The organism is Streptomyces sp. NPDC050619 (genome assembly GCF_040654815.1).
Lineage (GTDB): Bacteria > Actinomycetota > Actinomycetes > Streptomycetales > Streptomycetaceae > Streptomyces.
Genome location: NZ_JBFAIR010000055.1, coordinates 12804 through 31494, shown reverse-complemented (window position 1 = coordinate 31494; position 18691 = coordinate 12804). Strand labels below are relative to the sequence as shown.

The window sequence follows — 18691 nt, the reverse complement described above, 5'->3', positions numbered from 1 at the left end:
GCCTCACAGCCTCACCTTGCCGAGAACGTGACCGGGAAGGTCCGTGAGCGATTCGATGCTGAAGGTGGGCCTGTCGGCCGGCCGGCTGCCGCGGGGCGGGGACAGGCACCCCCAAGGGCCTCTGCGCAGGTGGGCGGTGAGCAGGCCTGCCTGATTGGCCGGACGGATGTCGTTGTCGACACGGTCCCCGACGTGCAGGATCTCCTGCCGCCGGCAGGGCGCGTACTGGACGATGCGCTCGAAGTACTCCGCGTCGGGTTTACGGACGCCCCAACTCGCGGACGTGGCGATGAGGTCACAGGGGAGACCCAGCTGCTGGAGGGTTGCCTCGCTGGCCAGACTCTGGTTGCCGACGATGGCCACCCACACGCCTGCCTGGCGCAGTGCCGTCAGCGCCGGGCGGACGTCGGGATACAGATCCTCTTCGCCGAAGGCCTCGAAGTCCGCCGAGGAGGCTCGCCTGCGTACCTCGACGGCCGGGTCGACATCCGGTCGAAGCATGCTCAGGGCGTCGTACTCGTCACCACCCCGGACGATCGCGGCACCGACGGCGGCCGAGAAGGTGTGGGCGGGAACGTCGAGCCACCTCGCCCAACGGCGGTATTCACACCATGTGTTGACGCACGTCTCACCGATGTCGAGGACGACCGCGCGGGCCCCCGACGAGGCCCCTGGCGCTGGTGGACGAGACCGGTCATGGGACATCAGGCGCCGCCGGGTGGCACGAAGCCGGACAAGCCGAGGTCGGCCACACGCATGAGAGCTGCCCGGGAAGCGGCCGGGAAACAGGCCCGGTCGACGGCAGTCAGTGCCTGCTGCCGCTTCTGCGCGATCATGCCGCGCACGGTTTCTGTCGCACCGGTCGCCTCGATCAGTGTGCGCGCCTCACTCACTCCCGCGTCGTCGAGATCAGCGGCCCCGACCAGCTCCCGAAGCCGGCCCTTCTGTGCTGCCGAGGCACGCTCTACGGCCAGGGCGAGCACCACCGTCTGCTTGCCCTCCCGCAGGTCGTCGCCGCCTGCTTCACGACCGCGTGGATACAGGTCCTCCAGGTCGTTATGGAGCTGGAAGGCCTCACCGAGGGGTTCGGCGTAGGCGGCAAGGGCCCGCAGTACAGCCGCGTCGGCACCGGCCAGGGCGGCACCGATCTGCAGCGGCCGTTTCACCGAGTACAGCGTGGTCTTGTAGTACGCCACCCGCAGAGCTGAGTCCGCGACCCGGAACCCGCCGTCGGGCTGGGCGACATCCAGGAGCTGCCCGACCAGCATCTCCGCGCGCATGCGGTCGATCAAGCCGCGAGGACACGTGAGCGAGCCCTCCGCAGGCGCGGGTTTCAGGGCACCGAAGAGCTCCGCGGACCACACCTGGCACAGATCACCCAGCAAGATCGCCGCGCTCTGGCCGTACCAGTCGCTGCGCGGCCCGGCGCTCCGGGCGGCCAGCACTCTGTGCACCGTCGGGGATCCGCGCCGGGTGTCCGACTTGTCGATCACATCGTCGTGCAGCAGGGCGAAGGCGTGGAACAGTTCCAGGCCCGCCGCCACGCGCAGCAACGCCGCCTCATCCGGTCCGCCACCTGCGGCGTGCCAGCCCACCCAGCAGTACAGCGGCCGCACCCGCTTCCCGCCTCGCAAGAAGTCCCGCAGGACCCCCAGCGGGACAGCGAGGTGCTCGCCGCAGGGGCCGGCCTCCTTCTGGACCAGGAACGACTGGAGCGCCTCATCCACTTGGGCGCGTGCGGCACGCAGATCGAGCTCCGCGGTGCCCGCTTCGGTAACCGTCACCGCTGGTCCATGCCTTCCTCTTCCCGTACGTCCCACTGGGCGACCCCCGGCAGGGCGAGGTCGGCCATGATCATCAGGCCCGACTTCGCCGCCCTGGGGAACGGTCCCCGGTCCGCAACGGACAGCGCCTGCTGCCGCCGTTCTGTGATCATGCGCCGCACGGCGTCCGGCGCACCGGTCGCCTCGATGAGCGCACGTGCCTCGCTCACTCCCGCGTCGTCGAGATCAGCGGCCCCGACCAGCTCCCGCAGCCTGCCCGCCTGCGCCGCCGAAGCACGTTCGACGGCCAGGGCAAGCACCACCGTCTGCTTCCCCTCCCGCAGATCCTCACCGCCGAGCCCGGGACACCCTTCCTCCTCACACACGTCTTCGAGGTCATCCAGCAGCTGGAAGGCCTCACCCAGAGGTTCGGCGTAGGCGGCGAGGGCATCCATTACCGGTCCATCGGCACCGGCCAGGGCGGCACCGATCTGCAACGGCCGTTTCACCGTGTACTGAGTCGTCTTGTACCGGATCACCTGCAACGCCTGCCGCACCGTACCCGGGCCCGGACCGGAACCGAGGTCGAGGAGTTGCCCGACCAGCATCTCCTCCCGCATCCGATCAAGGAGCACACGAGGAGAGACAGCCAAACCGCCGAACAGCTCGTCCGCCCATACCTCGCACAGATCTCCCAGCAACACCGCCGCGCTGCGGCCGTACCAGTCGCTGCGCGGCCCCGCAGCGCAAGCGGCCAAGATCCGGTGCACCGTCGGTGCACCACGCCGGGTCTCCGAGCCGTCGATCACGTCGTCGTGCAACAGCGCGAAGGCGTGGAACAGCTCGAGTCCCGCCGCGACCCGCAGCAGCACGCGACTCTCGGCACCACCGCCCGCGGCGTGCCAGCCCACACAGCAGAACAGAGGGCGTACGCGCTTGCCCCCACCCGCCAAAAACCCACGCAAGGCCCCCAGAGACTCACCGAGGTGCGCGCCGTGGTGAGCCTTCGCCTTCGCGTCGAGAAGCAACTCCAAGGTCTCGTCCACTCGCCCACGCAGAGCCGGAAAGTCGATCTCCCCCACCAGACATTCCGCAACCGTCACTATGACCACCACGTACCCGTATGCGTTCTCACACGCCGTCAAACGATCGACGTCCAGCTCGGTAGCGGGATGGAGCGGGGCCCCGAGGCGAGTGCGCCGGATTGCCGGCGTCGCCCGGACTGTGCCGCCGCACCCCGGCAGGGGCCCTTCGCTCGGCGTGGGTTCGGGCGAGGTCGCGCTGTATGCCGAGGAGTGGTCTGCTGGAGGTATCCGTAGGAGGGCACGCCGATGCACATCACTCGGACCTCCCTCTTCGCGCCCACGCGGTCGACCGCACCGACCGGAGCGGGTGGTGGGTTGCTGTCGAAGGGGGATCTCGCGGCCGCCTGGCTCCTCGTCTTCCTGATCGCGCTGCCCGCGTGGGCGCTCACCATCGGCCAGGCCCGGGACATGGGGGTCGAGCCCGGCACGATGGGGATGGCGCTGCCCCTGTTCCTGCTGCTGTGGGTGACGATGACGGCGGCCATGATGCTGCCGTCCATGGCGCCTGTGGCCATCACATGGGTGCGGGGGATCGGCCGCCAGTCCTCCGGCTGGATCCGGGCCGCGCGCACCGTCGAGTTCGTCGGCGGTTACCTGATGGTGTGGACCGCTTTCGGGGTGCTCGCCTACGCGGCCCTGGCCCTCACCGGCGACCTCGTGGCCGATCACCCGGCCGCCGGGCGCTGGATCGGCTTCACGGCGTTTCTCCTCGCCGGCCTGTACCAGCTCGGCTCCCTCAAGAACGTGTGCCTGCGGCACTGCCGCGCCCCCATGAGCCACCTGATGCACTACGCCGGCTTCCGGCCACCGGCCCGCGACCTGCGGGTGGGAGTGCATCACGGCGCCTACTGCGTTGGCTGCTGCGCTGGGCTGATGGTCGTTCTGATTCCGCTCGGAGTGATGAACGTGGCGGCCATGGCGGGGCTGGCCGTGGTGATCTTCGTGGAGAAGCTGTGGTCCCGCGGGCCGTCGCTCTCCCGCGTCGTGGGCCTTGCGTTCCTTGTCCTGGCCGTGCTTGCCCCGTTCCAGGACTGGCTGCTGCCGGGGCTACAGGATTCGATGCCGTCGATGGACGGCATGTGACTCACCTCGTCCGCGTCCGCCAGGCCGCTCGTGGCAGGTGAGGAAGCCCGCGCTGAGGATGCCGTCCCGGGCTGCGCTCGAGACCGGCACAGCGTCCTCGTTGGTGGGGCTCAACGCTCAACTCGTGGGGAAGGATTCCGACAGCTTTCGGTGGGCGGCGGCCGTACTGGGCGGGCGTTCGGACGTTCGGAGGGGTGCAGTGGCATGGTCGACGGGCTTGGCCGGGCTGGCCGTCGGCCTGTTGATCGCGGTGGTGACCGCGCCGGTGGGGGTCTCGGGTGCGGTATTCCTGTTGCCGGTGCAGTTGAGCGTGCTCGGTGTGCCCAGCCCGGCGGTCACCCCCACCAATCTGCTGTTCAACGTGGTGGCCGGCCCCGGCGCCCTGCTGCGGTATCGCCGCGAGGGCCTGCTGAACAGCCCGCTGGCCCGTCGGCTGGTGGCGGGCACCTTGCCCGGTGTGGTGATCGGTGCCGTCGTGCGGGTTTTCGCCGTTCCCGGGGCGACCGTCTTCCGACTCCTGGTTGCGGTTTTGCTGATGCCGCTGGGGCTGTGGCTCATGACCCGCACTGTCCGCGCTTCCCGTCGGCGCGGCCCCGCTGCGGATCTCAGCCCGCGCACCATCACGGGCCTGGCCCTGGTCGTCGGGATCGTCGGTGGGATCTATGGGATCGGCGGCGGTTCCATCCTCGGTCCGCTCCTGGTGGGCCGGGGCATGCCCGTCAGCCAGGTCGCCCCGGCTGCGCTCGCCTCGACGTTCGTCACCTCGCTTGCCGGTGCCGCTGCGTTCGCGCTGCTGTCGCTGGCCGGCTCCGGTGATATCGCCCCCTACTGGTACCTGGGCCTGGCCTGTGGCCTTGGTGGGCTGATCGGCGGCTACCTCGGTGCCCACCTCCAGCCCCGCATGCCCGAGACCGTGCTGCGGCTGCTGCTCGGCGCCCTGGCCGCCGCCCTTGGCATCCTCTACGCCGTGCAGGCACTGCGCTGAGCCGACCCACCCGAGCCCCTGGCCTTCGAGCGTTCCGTCCGGGTTGTGAACGGCGCCAGGCTGGTAGCCGTGCGAGCGGGCCGGGAGGTTCTGGGATGCCGTGGTGGACCGGGGTGTGGATGGTCGCCGGGGTGGTCGTCCTCGCGGCGTGCGGCGCGCCGACGGGTGGGGGATCAGCGGGAACGCCGTCGGGGAGCGGTAGTTCTGCGGGGTCGTCGACAGGTGCGCCGTCGCACACGCCCGCAGCGCGCTCACCATCGCTGATGGTGAGTGGACGGCCGTGCGGAGCTCCGCACCGGGCACCCGTGCCGGTGCGGCCGCGCGGCGCGCGTCGTCTTCACGCTGCACGTGAGTGTGGTCCCGAACCCCAAGGAGGGGTGACCCCGAAACCGGGGTCACCCCTGCATGCCGTTGTCAGCTGCCGTCACGCACCTTGATGGTGTAGATGCCGCGGCCGTGGGTGGCCGCGTACAGCGTGGTGCCGTCCGGGCTCAGCTTCAGCTGGAGTACGGCGACGGCCGGGAGGTCACCCACGCGCTGCCACGTCGTACGGCCCGGCGCCCGGTAGACGACGCCGAGGTCGGTGCCGACGGCGAGGCCGCCGTTCGGGGTGACGACCGCGGAGTCGGTGGGTACGTCGGGGAGGTTGGCTGAGATGTCCTTCCAGGTGGTGCCGCCGTCCTTGGACTCGAAGACGTGGCCCACGCCGGCGCCGGGGCCCTCGGTCCACTGCCGGGAGAAGCCGTTGACCGTGAGGTAGACGTGGTCGGCGTTCTTGGGGTCGATGGCGAAGCCGCTGAGGTAGCGGTTGGGTACAGTCCCGTCCACGGGCAGGGTGATGTCGTGCCAGCCGGTGCCGTCCGCGTTGCCGACGGAGATGCCGCGGGCGAAGCCCTGGTTGTTGCAGGGGCCGCACCAGGCCGCGTAGACCTTGCCGCCGGAGGCCGCGACGGCGGTCGCGGTGCGGCCTTCGCCGAGGTCGTACACGCTGGTCCACTCCGAGCTGTTGCGGATGGCGTAACCGTGGGTCTGCACCCACACGTGACGGCCACCCGCGATCCAGGTCGAGGGGTTCTTCGCGTCGGCCGCGAGCGGAGCGATGAAGCGGGCCTCGGCGGTGGCGTTGTCGGCAGGGGCGACGTTGTACGACGTGATCTTGCTGGAGTCGTCGACCCAGGAGCCGTCGTTGACCGCACAGTTCTGGGTCACCTGGATCGCGAGGTAGACGTACTCCTCGGCGATATTGCAGCCGTTGGCCGGGTCGGCGAGGGTGTCGCCGCCGTCACCGCCGAAGTCGGAGCCCATGACGGTGTCGTTGCTGCGCAGGATGGACTGGCCGTTGTCCTGCAAGCCGCCGGTGACACTGACTCCGCCGTAGGTGAGGTCCTTGCCGACGCCCACCGAGTAGTACTGGAGGGTGTCGATGGTGCCGTCGTTGAGGGAGATCCAGTCGGTGGCGTGTCCGGCGGAGTCCTGCGAGCCGCCCACCGGGCGCTTGTAGACGCCGCCGTCGTTGCCGACGTAGACGAAGCTCCTGCCGTGGTAGCGGCCGATCGCGACGCCGTGCTGGTCGGAGTGGGTGGTCTGGTGGCAGTCGCCCGTCTGCTTGGCGGGGTCGATGCTCCAGCAGGAGAAGCCGAAGTTCCAGTACGGGCCGACGGTCGACCAGGTGCTGCCGCCGTCCTTGGTCTCGTAGACCTCCTCCAGGCCCGCGTATACGTGCTCGGGGTCGGCCGGGTCGACGGTCAGGAACTGGTTGTACCAAGCCTGCACGCCGGGCATGAAGCCGCTGGAGGTCAGCGCCGAGCCGGACGCGGACAGGCCCTGGTAGTCGGCGATCTTCGTCCAGGGGCCGGTGGGGGAGCCGGACTTGGAGACGTAGAAGCCCTCCAGGCCGCTGTCCGGGTTGGTGTTCAGCTGCTCGGGGGACTGGTCGATGGCGTAATAGCGTGAGCCGTCGGCGGAGCGGGCGAAGGTGACGTTGCCGACGTCGTCCGCGTCGGCCGGCAGGTCGCCCAGGCCGCTGGTGATCCGCGTCCAGGCGCCGCCCGCGCCCTTGGTGTAGAAGCCGTTGTAGTCGTCACCGCTGCGCCAGCCGACGGCAAGGACCACCTTGGAGGGGTTCTTCGGGTCGATCGCGATGTCGTTGGTGATGTTCTTGTACGGGGCGTCGGGGTCGTCGGACTCCGAGGCGCCGGGCAGATAGGCGGGGTTGGGCGCGAACTCCAGCTTCCAGGCGCCCTTCAGCGTCTTCGTGGAGTGGCTCCATACGCCTGCGCTGGTCGCCGCCCACACTGTGCCGCCGCCGAAGCGCAGCTGGTGGATGGTGGTGGACTCCAGCTCGTCGCCGCCGACCCGGCTGCGGGAGGAGAAGGTGCCGTGGTGCGGGTCGGTCAGGACGTAGACGCCGCTGCCGAGGTAGGCGTCCGCGTTGGTCGTCGCCTCGCCGGTGCCCAGCCACAGCCGCCCGGCTCCGTCGAGCGCCAGCGCGCCGGTGGACTGCGAGGACAGCCCGTCGCTGATGGGCTGCCAGTGCCCGCCTCCGGTGCGCGAGCGCCACACCCCGCCGCCCGCACTGCCCGCGTACACGTACCCGTCGTCGTCGGCCGCCATCGCCGCCATCCGGCCGGTGACGTTGCCCGAGCCGCCACTGGAGTTGGAGGCGGCGTCGCGGTAGCGGGGATCGTCGGAGTTGTACGGCAGGTCGGTGACGTTCCGCCAACTGCCTCCGGTGCGGGGCAGACTGGTCAGGCTGTCCCAGGCGGCGCCGTACGCGCCGGGTGCCACGACGCCGGGTGAGGTGCGCGCCTCGGCGTACTGGTCCGCGCCCTCGGCGATCTCGTCGGCCTCGTTGCCGTCATCGCCGTCCTCATCCTTCAGCTTCGGGGTGACGGCGCCCACCGACTGCTCGCGCTCCGCGGCGAGTCGGGTGAGGGTACGGGCACCGAAGGGGCTGTTGTTCTTGCCGGGCGCGGCGCTTGCGGGTATCGCGACGAGTGCGGCGGAAGCGGTGATGGAGCAGATCGCCAGCCATCGTCTTCTACAGGTTGGTGCTGACACCAGGTTCTCCCAACAGGCGTTGTGACAGCCGTCGTTGGGACCTGATCACGAGTAGTGCAGAGCGTCCTCCGCTTGGCGAGTCCTTGACTGGAACCTGCCGAACTGCCTACCGGGAGGCGGCCGGCCCATGGTGTTGCCCCGGCTGAGCCGTCGCCGGTTGCCGGACGCGCCGATGGCGACCCTCAGAAGTTGTTGGTCCGTTGGAGGTCGCGACTGCTGCTCGGGGCCGGCGGACGACTCGTCAAGATCTCGCCCAGCGGGCGGGCCCACGCCGCGGCGGCGACCTCGTCGCCGGCCAGGTGTCCGGCATCGCCACCACCAAGGCGCCCGGCCTGGCCAAGGCGAACGCCCCCGGCAAGCCCCTCGCGGCCGCACGCCAGGGGCACCTGCTCACCACTTCGGCGCCGTCGGAGGAACCCAATGGCATCAATCTCGGCGACCACACAGGTGTCAACCGCCGAGGCCGTCTCTTCCGGACCCGACGACGTCGAACCCGACGTCAGCGGCCAGCCGGAGAAAGACGCCCTCGCAGAGTTTGGCCAGCACCAGCACCGCCGCCAGGAACCCGATCACAGGCCCCCAGCCGAGCGGCCTCGTCCCGGGCATGCTCCAGCGAGATCGCGCCGGTACCGATCACCACGGCGGCGGCCCGGCACCTCAGCAATATGCGGCTGGGACGTGGGCACCGCGTCGTCGCGCGCGATCGACGCCTCAACTTCCGTAGCGCGACGAGCCGAGCGTCACCTGGTGACCGATGAGGCTGATCTCGACGCCGTCCGCGGTGGCACGCGCCGCCGTGAAGCCGACGCCCGCCGGGAGACCGATCCGCCAGACGGTACTGGCCCTGTCGGCACCGGGGACAGTCAGGGAGAGCTCCGTTCCCTCAGCCAGGAGCGTCCCCGTGGCGTTCAACGCCGTCCCACCGGCCGTGCCCGAGACCTTGACGCGTGCCGCCTGGCCGCTCGATCCCGATGCCTGCGAGACCTGGAGCGGGCCGCCACTGCCCGCGAGCCGGGTCACCACGCCGGACAGTTCCTTGTACGAGAGTGTCAGGGTGCCGGTGGCCAGGTTCGCTTCGACGCTGCGCGCTGTCAGCGACATCACCTTCACATCGCGCAGATCCAGGTGGAGACGGTCGATGTGCAGATAGCCGCCCCGCGTATTGGTCGTGGTGTCGATGTAGAACCCGCCTGCGGTCAGGGTCACGTGACCGAAATCGCGGCCTGCCGCCTGAGTAAGGAACGGAAAGCCACGGTCCGATGGGCCATGCCGGCGTGTCCAGGTGAGACAGGAACCTGTCAGCGGGAACGGTGTGCCGATCGGCGACGGAGGGCGAGGACGATGCCGCCGCCGGCCATGACCAGCGCGGTGGCGGTGCCGGTGCCTTCGCCGGTCTCGGCCAGGTTGGTGCCACTGCCTGCGGGCGATGCGGCGCTGCTCGCATTCCGCGCCGGGTCCGGCCCTGCGGTCGAGGCTGTGGAGCGAGAGCAGGCCGATCGCGCTGCCCGCCTTCATACCGAGCGACGGCGCCTTGGCCACCGCGTCCTTCGCGTCCAGCCGACCGCGCTGACCGATCTCACCCATGAGACACGGTCATGTTGGGCTGGGAGCAGCCGCGGTTCCTGCCACCGACGTAGACCGCGGCGGCGCCGCGATACCGGCACCCGCGACGACGGCGACACCTGCCGTCCTCCAGGCGGCGTAGCGACGCTTCGTGGACAGCCGATGGCTGGACATCCCCACCCCAATTCGCGATCACGGCATACGGCACCCGGACGGCGCACCGGCCGAAGACGATGTGTGCTCCGACACGGCAAGAACCGACGCACTGACGCCGCCAACCGTCCCCGCCCCGCCCCGCATGGTGCGGCACGGTTCTTCCGGCATCCCGGGCGTCCGGAGCGGACCGCACAGTAATCGGCATCGACCCCGTGATCGGGAAACCGCGTCCCTTGATCACCACAAGATTCCCTCAAGGAACGGCAAATCATCGAAAGAGACAGCTGCTTTGACCAGGCTTTGAGTAATTGGAGATCAGTTCGTAGCCAGTGGAATATGGAGCGTACATACGATCAGGTACGTGAACAGAGCTGGGAGAATCGGCCTTGCCGGTACCTGCGCCGCCTTGGTCGTCGTCGGCGGAATCGGCGCCTACAACATCGTGCATGTCCTGACCTCCGGTCCCACGGGTGACGCCCGGACCAAGGCAGCGCGCACCTTCGACCCGTCGGCCGTGTCGAGTACGCCGCCGACGGACGCCGAAGCCCTCAAACAGACCCGCGCGTTCCTGGACAGCTGGTCCAAGCAGCACCTCGGCGACGCGGCAGGCGACACCGACCTCCCGGACACGGCCGCACAGGCACTGCGGGCATACGCGGACGGTCTGCACCTCAAAACGCTGTCGTTCACACACATTCGCTCAGCGGGGCCCTCGACGGTCACGCCCGGCGCCACCAAGGTCACCTTCGACGTCACCGCCCAGGTCGCGGACGGCACCTGGAGCTACCCCAGCGCGGTGGCGGTACGCAAGAGCGGAAACGACGTGTTGGCGGCCCACTGGAACAACTCGGTGCTCTACCCGGGCCTGGGCGACGACCAGTCGCTGACCGCGGGCAAGCTGCCGGCCGACACCACAACGGTGAAGGTGCTCGCCGGCGACGGAACGACAGACCTGTCCACCTTCCCGTCCCTGCGGGACATCACGGCGACGATCCGCAAGAACGCCAAGCCCACCGGCGGAAACCCCGGCACGGGCGTGGCCGTGGTCGACGGCACCGGCGCGGGCGTCAAGGCGCTGAAGGTCTTCTCCAAGGGCCGGGCTGCCGTCGTCAAGACCACGATCGACGCCCGTCTTCAGTCGGTGGCCGAAACCGCGGTGAAGGACGCCCATCTACGGGACAAGCCCGCCGGGACGGTGGCGCTCGACTGGAAAACCGGCCACATCCTCGCGATCGCCCACACGGGAGCGGACGGCGACATCGCCATCAACGGCATCAAGTCGCCCGGCTCCACCATGAAGATCGTCACGTCGGCGGCCCTGTTCGACCAGGCGGGCCTCGCGCCGGGCAGTCCGGCCCCGTGCACGGACTCGGTGACGGCCAACAGCCAGAGCTTCCACAACGACCCGGGTGTGAGGGCCAACCCGACCGCCACGATCGCGCAGGCGTTCACCGTGTCGTGCAACACCTCCTTCATCAAGGACGGATTCCACTACCTCGTGAACAACGGCGACGCCTCCGCCCTGCACGACGAGGCGGTGAACGTCTTCGGCATGGGCAGCTGGTCGATCGGCGGCGGGGTCGCCACCACGGACGCGAGCATTCCACCGGATGTCCAGGGCGGTGACCAGGCGGCCCAGTTCATCGGTCAGGGAAAGGTGACCGCCACGCCGCTGTTCATGGCGTCCGTGGCGGCGACCGTACGCAACGTCGGGTTCAAGCAGCCGGTCATCCTGCCGGGACAGCACCAGGACACCGCGCCGCGGCAGATCTCCAGTCGTACGGCCGGCTCCCTGCAGTCGATGATGCGCAGCGTGGCCACCAGCGGCACCGCGGCGCCGCGCCTGGGCGGTCTTGCGGGCGTGGGCGCCAAGACGGGCACCGCGGAGGAAGGGGACGACACGAACGGGTGGCTGACCGCGTACAACTCCCGCATCGCCGTCGCGGCGTTGGTCGAGGGCGGCAGTTCCGGTGTGGACTCCGCCGGATACGTCGTCCGGCAGCTGCTGACCGGGAGTTGATCCGCTGCCAGCGACGACAGTCTTGGGAGCGCCCCGCGACGACTGGTTGTTCAGAGGCGAACCTGACCGCCTCCAGCCGGTGCGGCATCGGGTGGAAGATGCTGCACCAATGATGTGGTCATGCCTGGCCGCTCCTCGGTCGCCCAGGCGCCGTATGATCCTCCGCCGGCGGTCGGCGTTGGCCGGCCGTGCCGGAATATCGGCGCCTCGCACGCGGGCACTGCCACCGCCCGCAGCTCGGGATCGACCCACAGGACCCGCGACCTCGCGTGCACTGACCTCGCCGGACGTGATGAGCCCGGCGAGGTCAGTGGCGTCGTGGTCGCCGACTGCGCCGTCGGCGGTGAAGGCGTGGACTGTGGTGGTGACGTCATGGAGCGCAAGGTCGCGCGGCGCCGGGCGCGGCTATCCTGTGGCGCACGCGGTGGTGTTGAGGTTGAAGCCGGGCGGGCTGCTGTTGGCTCCGGGCAGGGTGCCGGTGAAGGAGACCCGGCGGGTCTGGCCGGGGGCCAGGGCGCCGTCCGAGCCGGGGCTCCGCACGGTGACGTCGGTGCCGTTCTGGACGGCGTCGGCGCCCGTCGCCTGCTTGATCCGCTGGCCGTCGGCGTAGCGGAACCTCAGGGACCAGGCAGCGAGCGAGGTCCGACCGGTGTTCTTGATCTTCATGGTGCCGGAGAACTCCCCGCCGGCCTTCGGCTCCGCCGCGTAGCTCACCCGGCAGGCGCCGGCCGGCACCTCGCCGCGGGGGAAGAAGACCGTGCCGGGCAGCTCGGCGCGCTTGATGTCGGTGTTGGCCGCGATGAGGTCGCCCAGATTGTGGCGGAAGTCGATGCCGTACTTCTTGGAGATCGCCTCGAGGGTGCCGGCCTGATTGCCGTAGAAGAACCGGTCGCCGTCGCGCAGCCGCCGGAACTCCCGCGCCCACATGGACTGTTGCAGCTCGCCGAACTCCGAGCCCTTCAGGTGCGGTTCCGACTGCATGCCCACGTAGGCGTCCACCCGGTCGACCGAGCCGTAGATCGCCCTGAGTCGGGCGGCGAGCGTGGTCCGCTTGGTGTAGCTGACGGTGGAGAAGTCGCGCGGGTCGTTGCGGTGGCCGACCTTGCTGCCGAAGAGGTTGGTGATGTTGGTGAAGTCGGTGCTGTCCGGGTCGTTGATCTCGTTGCCGGGGGTGAGTTCCGGGTCCTTCGGGAAGGCGTCGGTGGCCTCGCCGGTGATGTCGGTGAACGACCGGGCGGGCGGGAGGCCGTAGGCCCGGCGCATGTCGTTGTACGACGGCATGCCGTGGTCGCGGCTGCGGGCCAGGTCGGTCGCGCCCAGGTCGAAGACGCACTTCGGGTCGGCGCTCTCCGGCCCGCACAGCACGCTGCGCAACAGGTGGTCGACCGTCTCGTCGTTGCGGTACTGCGCCCGCTCCCCGATGGTCTGCAGCGTCGGGCCAAGACCCAGGCCCTTGACCAGCGATGGGTTGTCGCGGGTGTGCACCATGTCGACCTCGACGACCACCTTGCCGTCGTTGGTGAGGAAGGCGGGCAGGCCCGCGGCCCGGAACGCCTCCAACTGCGCCGTCGTATAGCGGTCGGCGGGCTGGGTGACGGAGAAGCCGCCGTGGATCATGCTGTGCGCCCGGTAGCCGGTGGCGGCGAACTCGTTGGACAGCGTGGTGTTCACCTTCGGGTCGTAGCCCCGGTAGCGCGGCAGATTGATCCCCATGGCGGGCAGGAACTCCCGGTAGGTGATGTACTGGATCTCGCTGATCACCACCCGCCGGGCGATCTGGAACCGCTCCTCCTCGCTGAGCGACGCGGGCAGCGCGTCCACGATCCTGTTGTGCTCTCGGGCGAACAGCGTCTGGACCGCGGTCACCGCGATGTTGTTGTTCACCCGCACATCCCCGGCGACCGTCGCGCTGTCCGGATCGGCGTGCAGCCGGCCGTCGATGTCCGTGGCCGGAGCAGTCGAGGCGTCGCCGCGCGCGTCCCGGCGGGGCAGATAGCCGTCAGGCAGCAGCAGTTTCGCCCCGTTGTTGGCAACGTCACCGTCCGCCGGACCCTGCCAAAGCCAGTCCAGCCGGGTGTTCTTGGTGCCGTAAACAGCGGAGGCGTCGAGGTAGGAGCTCTGCATGTTGACGTGCTGGCGCGCGTTGGTCACGCCGGTGCCGGCGGCCGGCCTGGACCGTACGAACGGCAGATAGTGCTTGCCGGATATCAGCTCCAGCGGATCACTGCCGTCGCCCTCCATGTTCTCCCGCTCGCCCTGCGGGTCACTGGCCTGCTCGCCCAGCCGCAGCGCGAAGGTGTGGTCGAGGAACTGCGCCCAGGCCCAGCCCCACTGGCTGACCTGGCGGTCGGAGAAGATGTTCACCGCGGGTACGTCGCCTGCTCCCAGGACCTCTTCGTCGCCGAAGATCCGGTTGCTGACGTAGCGGGGGTCGGGCCCGGCGACGGGGGCACTGCGCCCGTCGGCGTAATTCGGGGCGGTGACACGCGCATACGGGTCGCCGGCCCGGCCCCAGTCCGGGTGGGCCCGGTTGTTGCCGCTGCCGTCCAGCGACTGGATCTGCGGGCGCACGCCGTCCTTGGCGTCCGCCGCGCCGGATGGCACGGTCAGCGTTACCACCAGCCCGGCCACCACCCACCACGCGCGTCTCATCTGTCGTCCCCTCCGTGAATGGCGATCGAATGCCTCGCCAAGAATGCACGGAGCGCCGTCCAACTGACAGAACCGACTGTTTGGACACGGCCAAGGCGGGCCCGCGTCAGCGGGCGTCGGGGACGAGCAGGTTGATGACGGTGAGGTGCTCGCCGCAGTTGGGGCACTCGTGGAGGGCGCCGCCCAGGCCGGCGCCGGGCTCGGCCGCGTACTGGACCTCCGCCGGCTCCGGTGCCTCGGCGGCCCGCAGCCGCTGCGCCCGCCACCACCGGGCCCGGCAGCCGGGGCCGCAGAACCTGCGGGTGGGGTTCCGGCTGGTCCAGGCGAACGCTACGCCGCATTCGGCGCAGGGCCGGGTGGCGGTGGCCATGAGGGCCTCCTGTATCTGCTCGCGGGGCTGAGGGCTGTGCGACCAGTAGACAAGGGAATGGGTAACTCCGCTGTAACAGGGCCACATGACAGGAAGGGGGGCGTTCCGCCTCTCGTTCGTCTGGTCCTCCTGTTACCTCGCTGAGACCACCCGAGGTGGAGGATGAGCGATTGATCAAGGGGGCGGATGAGTTGCGCACATCGGCAGGGGGAGCGGCGCGCGGGATCGAGCAGGCGGCACAGTCGCCGGTCGAGGGCCAGGAGCGGGCCGCAGCGGACGCCCGGGTGGCGACCCGGCGCACCGCGCTGACGCTGGCCCCCGGGCTTCCGCTGGCGCAGTGGCGCCATATCGGCCGGCAGATATTCGTGGTCACGGATTCGTCGGCATGGTGGCTGGGCGACTGGCTGATATACGGCAGGAAAGAGTATCCCGACCGCTACCGCAAGGCGGTGGCCGACACCGGCCTCGACTACCAGACCCTGCGCAACTACGCCTGGGTCGCCGGTAAGTTCGAGCCTGCCCAGCGGCATGCGCAGCTCAGTTTCCAGCATCACGCCGAGGTGGCCGGATGTCCTTCGGGGGAGCGGGAGTCATGGCTGACCCGGGCCGAGCAGGGCGGCTGGTCGAGGAATGAGTTGCGCCGCCGGATCCGGACCCGGCGTGCTTCCGGCGGAGGGTCACTCGACCCGCAGGTGCGGCTCGATCTGCCGTCCGATCGCCGGGGACGTTGGGAAAGGGCAGCCGCGGCGGCGGGGCTCGACCTGCTGGAGTGGATTGTCCGCATGCTGGACGAGGCGGCCGACGATCCCGGGGAATCCGCGGCCCTGCTCGATGCCTCTCTCGGAGCCTGAAACTCCGTTTTCCCCGCAGGGCGTTCGCCACGTTGTCCCGCCGGCGGGACAAACGGATTCGCGCATTCTCTCCCCTGTTTCACGGTAATTTCCCGCCTGCTCTGCGGGTACGGGTTGCCAGGCCGTGCGGATTCCGCCGGCGGTCGGCGGAGCCCGGCCGTACACACCCGTCGGACCTGCCTTATTCCCTTGCGTGCGGTGTCGGGGAAAATGATCTCGGCCCCGGCTGAGGCACCTGGTCGGTACCTCTGAAGGGGCGTACGACATCCGCATTCCTGGTGGCAGAGTCGGCGGACGGTGTTAGAGTCGCTAGCCCTAACAGGGCTGTGATTTTTTATGCGGCCCGTGCGGTGACATTGCGGGGGAGAAAGAATGCAATGGACTCAGCTGTGGGGAAGATCCACACGGAAGCGACCTTGGTGTCGCCCGGTCCACACTCCTTAGGGGTATCCCTGACGCCATGCGCCGGTGAGTGCGAGCTGGTTCGCGGGAATTGCCTCGAGAGGAGCTTGTGGTGCAGCCTGGCCAGGTCCAGTTTGAACAAGAGATGGTAGTCGAAGCCGACATAAGTTCATTGTTCGTCGCCGCTTCGCCGCGTAGTGCAGGCGAGGATCAGGATCATATACAGGCCTTGGTGGAAGTTCGGGTTCCGCTTCCTCCCGTGCTGGTGCACCGGCCGACCATGCGGGTGATTGACGGGGTGCACCGTTTACGGGCGGCGCAGCTTCGCGGTGATGAAAAGATCTCCGTCACGTACTTCGACGGAAGCGAATCCGACGCCTTCGTGCTCGCGGTGGAATCGAACGTCGCGCATGGCCTGCCGCTGTCGATGGCGGACCGGAAGCGGGCGGCGGGCCGGATCATCACGACGCACCCGCAGTGGTCGGACCGGATGATCGCCACGTCCACGGGTCTGTCGCCCGGCACGGTGTCCGAGATCCGTCGGCGGACGGCCGGGGACACCCTCATCGAGGGCAGCAGGATCGGTCAGGACGGGCGGGTCCGGCCGGTCAACATCGCCGCCGGGCGCGAACTGGCCGGCAAGCTCATCCAGGAGAATCCCGGGCTGTCGCTGCGGCAGATCGCGCGTGCGGCCCGGATATCTCCGGAGACCGCCAGGGACGTCAGAAACCGGCTGCACCGCGGCGAGGACTTGCTGCCGAAGCCGCGCGTGCGGGCGCATCCGCGACCCGAGGCCGCGGCCCCGGCAACGCCCACCGAGCGGGAGAGGATCGAGCCGCCCGCCGTGACGAGCGATGGCGAGGCGATCAGCAGGTCGCGGATCGCGGCGCGGGTGGCGGCTGTGGACCGGCTGAAATCCGACCCCGCCCTGCGGTTCAGCGAGACCGGGCGTACGTTGCTGAGGCTGTTCATCTTCACCCTCACCGGCGCGGAGTGGCAGGCGATCATCGACGGCGTGCCTCCGCATTGCAAAGGGATGGTGACCAGCCTCGCCCGCGAGTGCGCGGGCGTCTGGGAGGAGATCGCCGCGCGCATGGATCACCAGGCCGTAGCGCAGAGATAGTTCATCGCGGCTGCCCGACCGGGGCCGTCCAAGTGGCGAATTCAGCCGGTTGGACGGGCTCGGTCCAGCCGCGATTTCGTGCTTTCCGCCGCATTGTAATTTCCGCTGCTCAGGAGTTCACCGCCTCCGGTTGGACGCCGTTGTCGAATCCTGGTGGCCGTGTGATGCTGAAGCCGGAAATTCACCTTCATTGAATTGCCAGGCGGCCTTTTGGGGGAATCCATGGTAACGCGGCAGCTTGCGCCGACGGATTTACGCAGGCAGGACCTGCACGACTCCCTCGCCGACCCGGTGCTCGACACAATGAACTTCCTCAACGAGATCACCTTCCGCTATCCGGACGCGATCTCCTTTGCCCCCGGCCGCCCATACGACGGCTTCTTCGACACCGAGCAGGTCTTCACCTACATCCGCGGCTACCTCGACCACCTTGCCGCGCAGGGGAGTTCGCCGCAGGAGATCAGGACCGCGCTCTACCAGTACGGCCCGACCGCGGGCACCATCCGCGAGATCATCGCTGGTTCGCTGCGGGCCGACGAGGACATCGACGTCCCGGCCGAGTCGCTGGTGGTCACCGTCGGCGCACAGGAGGCGATGCTTCTGGTGCTGCGGGCGCTGATGGCCGGCCCCGACGACGTGCTGCTGGTCTCCAGCCCCTGTTACGTGGGGATCACCGGCGCGGCCCGGCTGCTGGACATCGCCGTCCGCCCGGTCGAGGAACGCGAGGACGGGCTGCACCCCGACGACGTCGAGACGGCGATCGAGGAGCAACTGGCCCGCGGCCGCCGCCCACGCGCCCTCTACGTGCTGCCCGACCACGCCAACCCGGCGGGCACCACGATGAGCGAGCCGGCCCGCCGGGACCTCCTTCGCGTGGCCGGGCGGCACGGCCTCCTGATCGTGGAGGACAGCCCGTACCGGATGGTGAGCCCCGGCCCGCGGCTGCCGACGCTGAAGTCCCTCGACACCAACCGCTCGGTGGTGCACCTGGGCTCCTTCTCCAAGACGGTCTTCCCCGGCGCTCGCGTCGGCTTCGTCGTCGCCGACCAGCGGGTCGACGACGGCGCCGGCGGTACGTCCTTGCTCGCCGCCGAACTCGCCAAGATCAAGAGCATGGTGACGGTGAACACCCCGTCGCTCAGCCAGGCCGCCGTAGCCGGCGCGCTGCTTGCCGCCGACGGCCGGCTCTCGGACCTGAACGCCAAAGCCGCCGACTACTACGGCGACGCCATGGCAGCCATGCTCCGGCATCTCGACGAGGCCCTGCCCGCCGACCGCCGTGCGGAGCTCGGGGTGCGGTGGAACGAGCCGGCCGGCGGGTTCTTCCTCAGCATGCGGGTCCCCTTCGCGGCGGACGAGTCCGCGCTGACGCGCTCCGCGCGTGAATTCGGCGTCATCTGGACGCCGATGCGGAACTTCCATCCCCACGGAGGCGGCCACCACGGCATCCGCCTGTCCATCAGCTATCTGACGCCCGCGGAAATGAAAGAAGGCACCGCGCGGCTCGCCTGCTTCATAGCGGCGGAGAACTCCGGAAGAGAAAGGTGAGGCAAGTGACCAGCTATTCAGGACTGCTGC

13 protein-coding genes and 2 pseudogenes are annotated in these 18691 nt (G+C 69.4%); 6 read left to right on the top strand and 9 right to left on the bottom strand.

The genetic code is table 11. The features are described 5' to 3' along the window. Window positions 1-3: 3 nt before the first annotated feature. The 3 genes from AB0I77_RS48785 to AB0I77_RS48775 are packed head-to-tail and all read right to left on the bottom strand — an operon-like array spanning window position 4 to window position 2866. Window positions 4-705, bottom strand: coding sequence for an HAD family hydrolase (locus AB0I77_RS48785; protein WP_363289436.1), 702 nt, complete (start codon window positions 703-705; stop codon window positions 4-6). Continuing rightward, the gene (locus AB0I77_RS48780) at window positions 705-1784 is read right to left on the bottom strand and encodes a polyprenyl synthetase family protein (protein ID WP_363289435.1); all 1080 of its coding nucleotides are present in this window, start codon (window positions 1782-1784) and stop codon (window positions 705-707) included. Before AB0I77_RS48780 ends, AB0I77_RS48785 begins: the two co-directional genes overlap by 1 nt. Further along, window positions 1781-2866, bottom strand: coding sequence for a polyprenyl synthetase family protein (locus AB0I77_RS48775; RefSeq protein ID WP_363289434.1), 1086 nt, complete (start codon window positions 2864-2866; stop codon window positions 1781-1783). The genes AB0I77_RS48780 and AB0I77_RS48775 overlap by 4 nt, the downstream gene beginning before the upstream one ends. Window positions 2867-3094: 228 nt before the next feature. Here AB0I77_RS48775 and AB0I77_RS48770 point away from each other — a divergent pair, with 228 nt between their 5' ends. After that, entirely contained in the window at window positions 3095-3931 is an 837-nt protein-coding gene (locus AB0I77_RS48770) for a DUF2182 domain-containing protein (RefSeq protein WP_363289433.1), read from the top strand. Window positions 3932-4130: 199 nt separating this feature from the next. Beyond that, window positions 4131-4916 carry a sulfite exporter TauE/SafE family protein gene (locus AB0I77_RS48765; protein WP_363289432.1) on the top strand — a complete coding sequence of 262 codons (786 nt, stop codon included), beginning with the start codon at window positions 4131-4133 and terminating at the stop codon, window positions 4914-4916. Window positions 4917-5330: 414 nt separating this feature from the next. On the opposite strand, the gene AB0I77_RS48760 is transcribed toward AB0I77_RS48765, so the two are convergent. The 4 genes and pseudogenes from AB0I77_RS48760 to AB0I77_RS48745 all read right to left on the bottom strand — a co-directional run. Then, window positions 5331-7976, bottom strand: a complete 2646-nt coding sequence (locus AB0I77_RS48760; RefSeq protein WP_363289431.1) for a glycosyl hydrolase — start codon at window positions 7974-7976, stop codon at window positions 5331-5333. 525 nt (window positions 7977-8501) lie between these two features. Continuing rightward, a pseudogene (locus AB0I77_RS48755) lies at window positions 8502-8625 on the bottom strand (arsenic transporter); the annotation flags it as partial. A gap of 62 nt (window positions 8626-8687) precedes the next feature. Then, a complete protein-coding gene (locus AB0I77_RS48750) occupies window positions 8688-9491 on the bottom strand; it encodes a DUF2993 domain-containing protein (RefSeq protein ID WP_363289449.1) in 804 nt (267 codons plus the stop codon). Window positions 9492-9529: 38 nt separating this feature from the next. Continuing rightward, a pseudogene (locus AB0I77_RS48745) lies at window positions 9530-9713 on the bottom strand (peptidoglycan-binding protein); the annotation flags it as partial. A gap of 343 nt (window positions 9714-10056) precedes the next feature. Between AB0I77_RS48745 and AB0I77_RS48740 the strand changes: the two are divergent. Further along, window positions 10057-11715: a penicillin-binding transpeptidase domain-containing protein gene (locus AB0I77_RS48740; protein WP_363289430.1), complete on the top strand. Its 1659-nt coding sequence runs from the start codon at window positions 10057-10059 to the stop codon at window positions 11713-11715. 405 nt (window positions 11716-12120) lie between these two features. Here the strand turns inward: AB0I77_RS48740 and AB0I77_RS48735 are convergent, their stop codons facing one another. Together AB0I77_RS48735 and AB0I77_RS48730 are read right to left on the bottom strand one after the other, a co-directional pair. After that, window positions 12121-14367, bottom strand: a complete 2247-nt coding sequence (locus tag AB0I77_RS48735) for a peroxidase family protein (protein ID WP_363289429.1) — start codon at window positions 14365-14367, stop codon at window positions 12121-12123. Window positions 14368-14473: 106 nt separating this feature from the next. Continuing rightward, window positions 14474-14737: a hypothetical protein gene (locus tag AB0I77_RS48730; protein WP_363289428.1), complete on the bottom strand. Its 264-nt coding sequence runs from the start codon at window positions 14735-14737 to the stop codon at window positions 14474-14476. Window positions 14738-14892: 155 nt separating this feature from the next. On the opposite strand from AB0I77_RS48730, the gene AB0I77_RS48725 reads away from it, so the two are divergent. From AB0I77_RS48725 to AB0I77_RS48715, 3 genes are all read left to right on the top strand, one after another. Next, entirely contained in the window at window positions 14893-15588 is a 696-nt protein-coding gene (locus AB0I77_RS48725; RefSeq protein WP_363289427.1) for an LmbU family transcriptional regulator, read from the top strand. Between the two features lie 514 nt (window positions 15589-16102). Further along, on the top strand, window positions 16103-17113 hold the full coding sequence (locus AB0I77_RS48720) for a ParB N-terminal domain-containing protein (RefSeq protein WP_363289426.1): 1011 nt from the start codon (window positions 16103-16105) through the stop codon (window positions 17111-17113). A 222-nt stretch (window positions 17114-17335) separates the two neighbouring features. After that, window positions 17336-18661, top strand: coding sequence for a PLP-dependent aminotransferase family protein (locus tag AB0I77_RS48715; RefSeq protein WP_363289425.1), 1326 nt, complete (start codon window positions 17336-17338; stop codon window positions 18659-18661). Window positions 18662-18691: the final 30 nt, after the last annotated feature.

Excerpts from the sequence above, each read along its gene's own strand:
- AB0I77_RS48785 (WP_363289436.1), bottom strand. The coding sequence starts at position 705 with ATGTCCCATGACCGGTCTCGTCCACCAGCGCCAGGGGCCTCGTCGGGG.
- AB0I77_RS48770 (WP_363289433.1), top strand. The coding sequence starts at position 3,095 with ATGCACATCACTCGGACCTCCCTCTTCGCGCCCACGCGGTCGACCGCA.
- AB0I77_RS48750 (WP_363289449.1), bottom strand. The coding sequence starts at position 9,491 with ATGAAGGCGGGCAGCGCGATCGGCCTGCTCTCGCTCCACAGCCTCGAC.
- AB0I77_RS48735 (WP_363289429.1), bottom strand. The coding sequence starts at position 14,367 with ATGAGACGCGCGTGGTGGGTGGTGGCCGGGCTGGTGGTAACGCTGACC.
- AB0I77_RS48730 (WP_363289428.1), bottom strand. The coding sequence starts at position 14,737 with ATGGCCACCGCCACCCGGCCCTGCGCCGAATGCGGCGTAGCGTTCGCC.
- AB0I77_RS48715 (WP_363289425.1), top strand. The coding sequence starts at position 17,336 with ATGGTAACGCGGCAGCTTGCGCCGACGGATTTACGCAGGCAGGACCTG.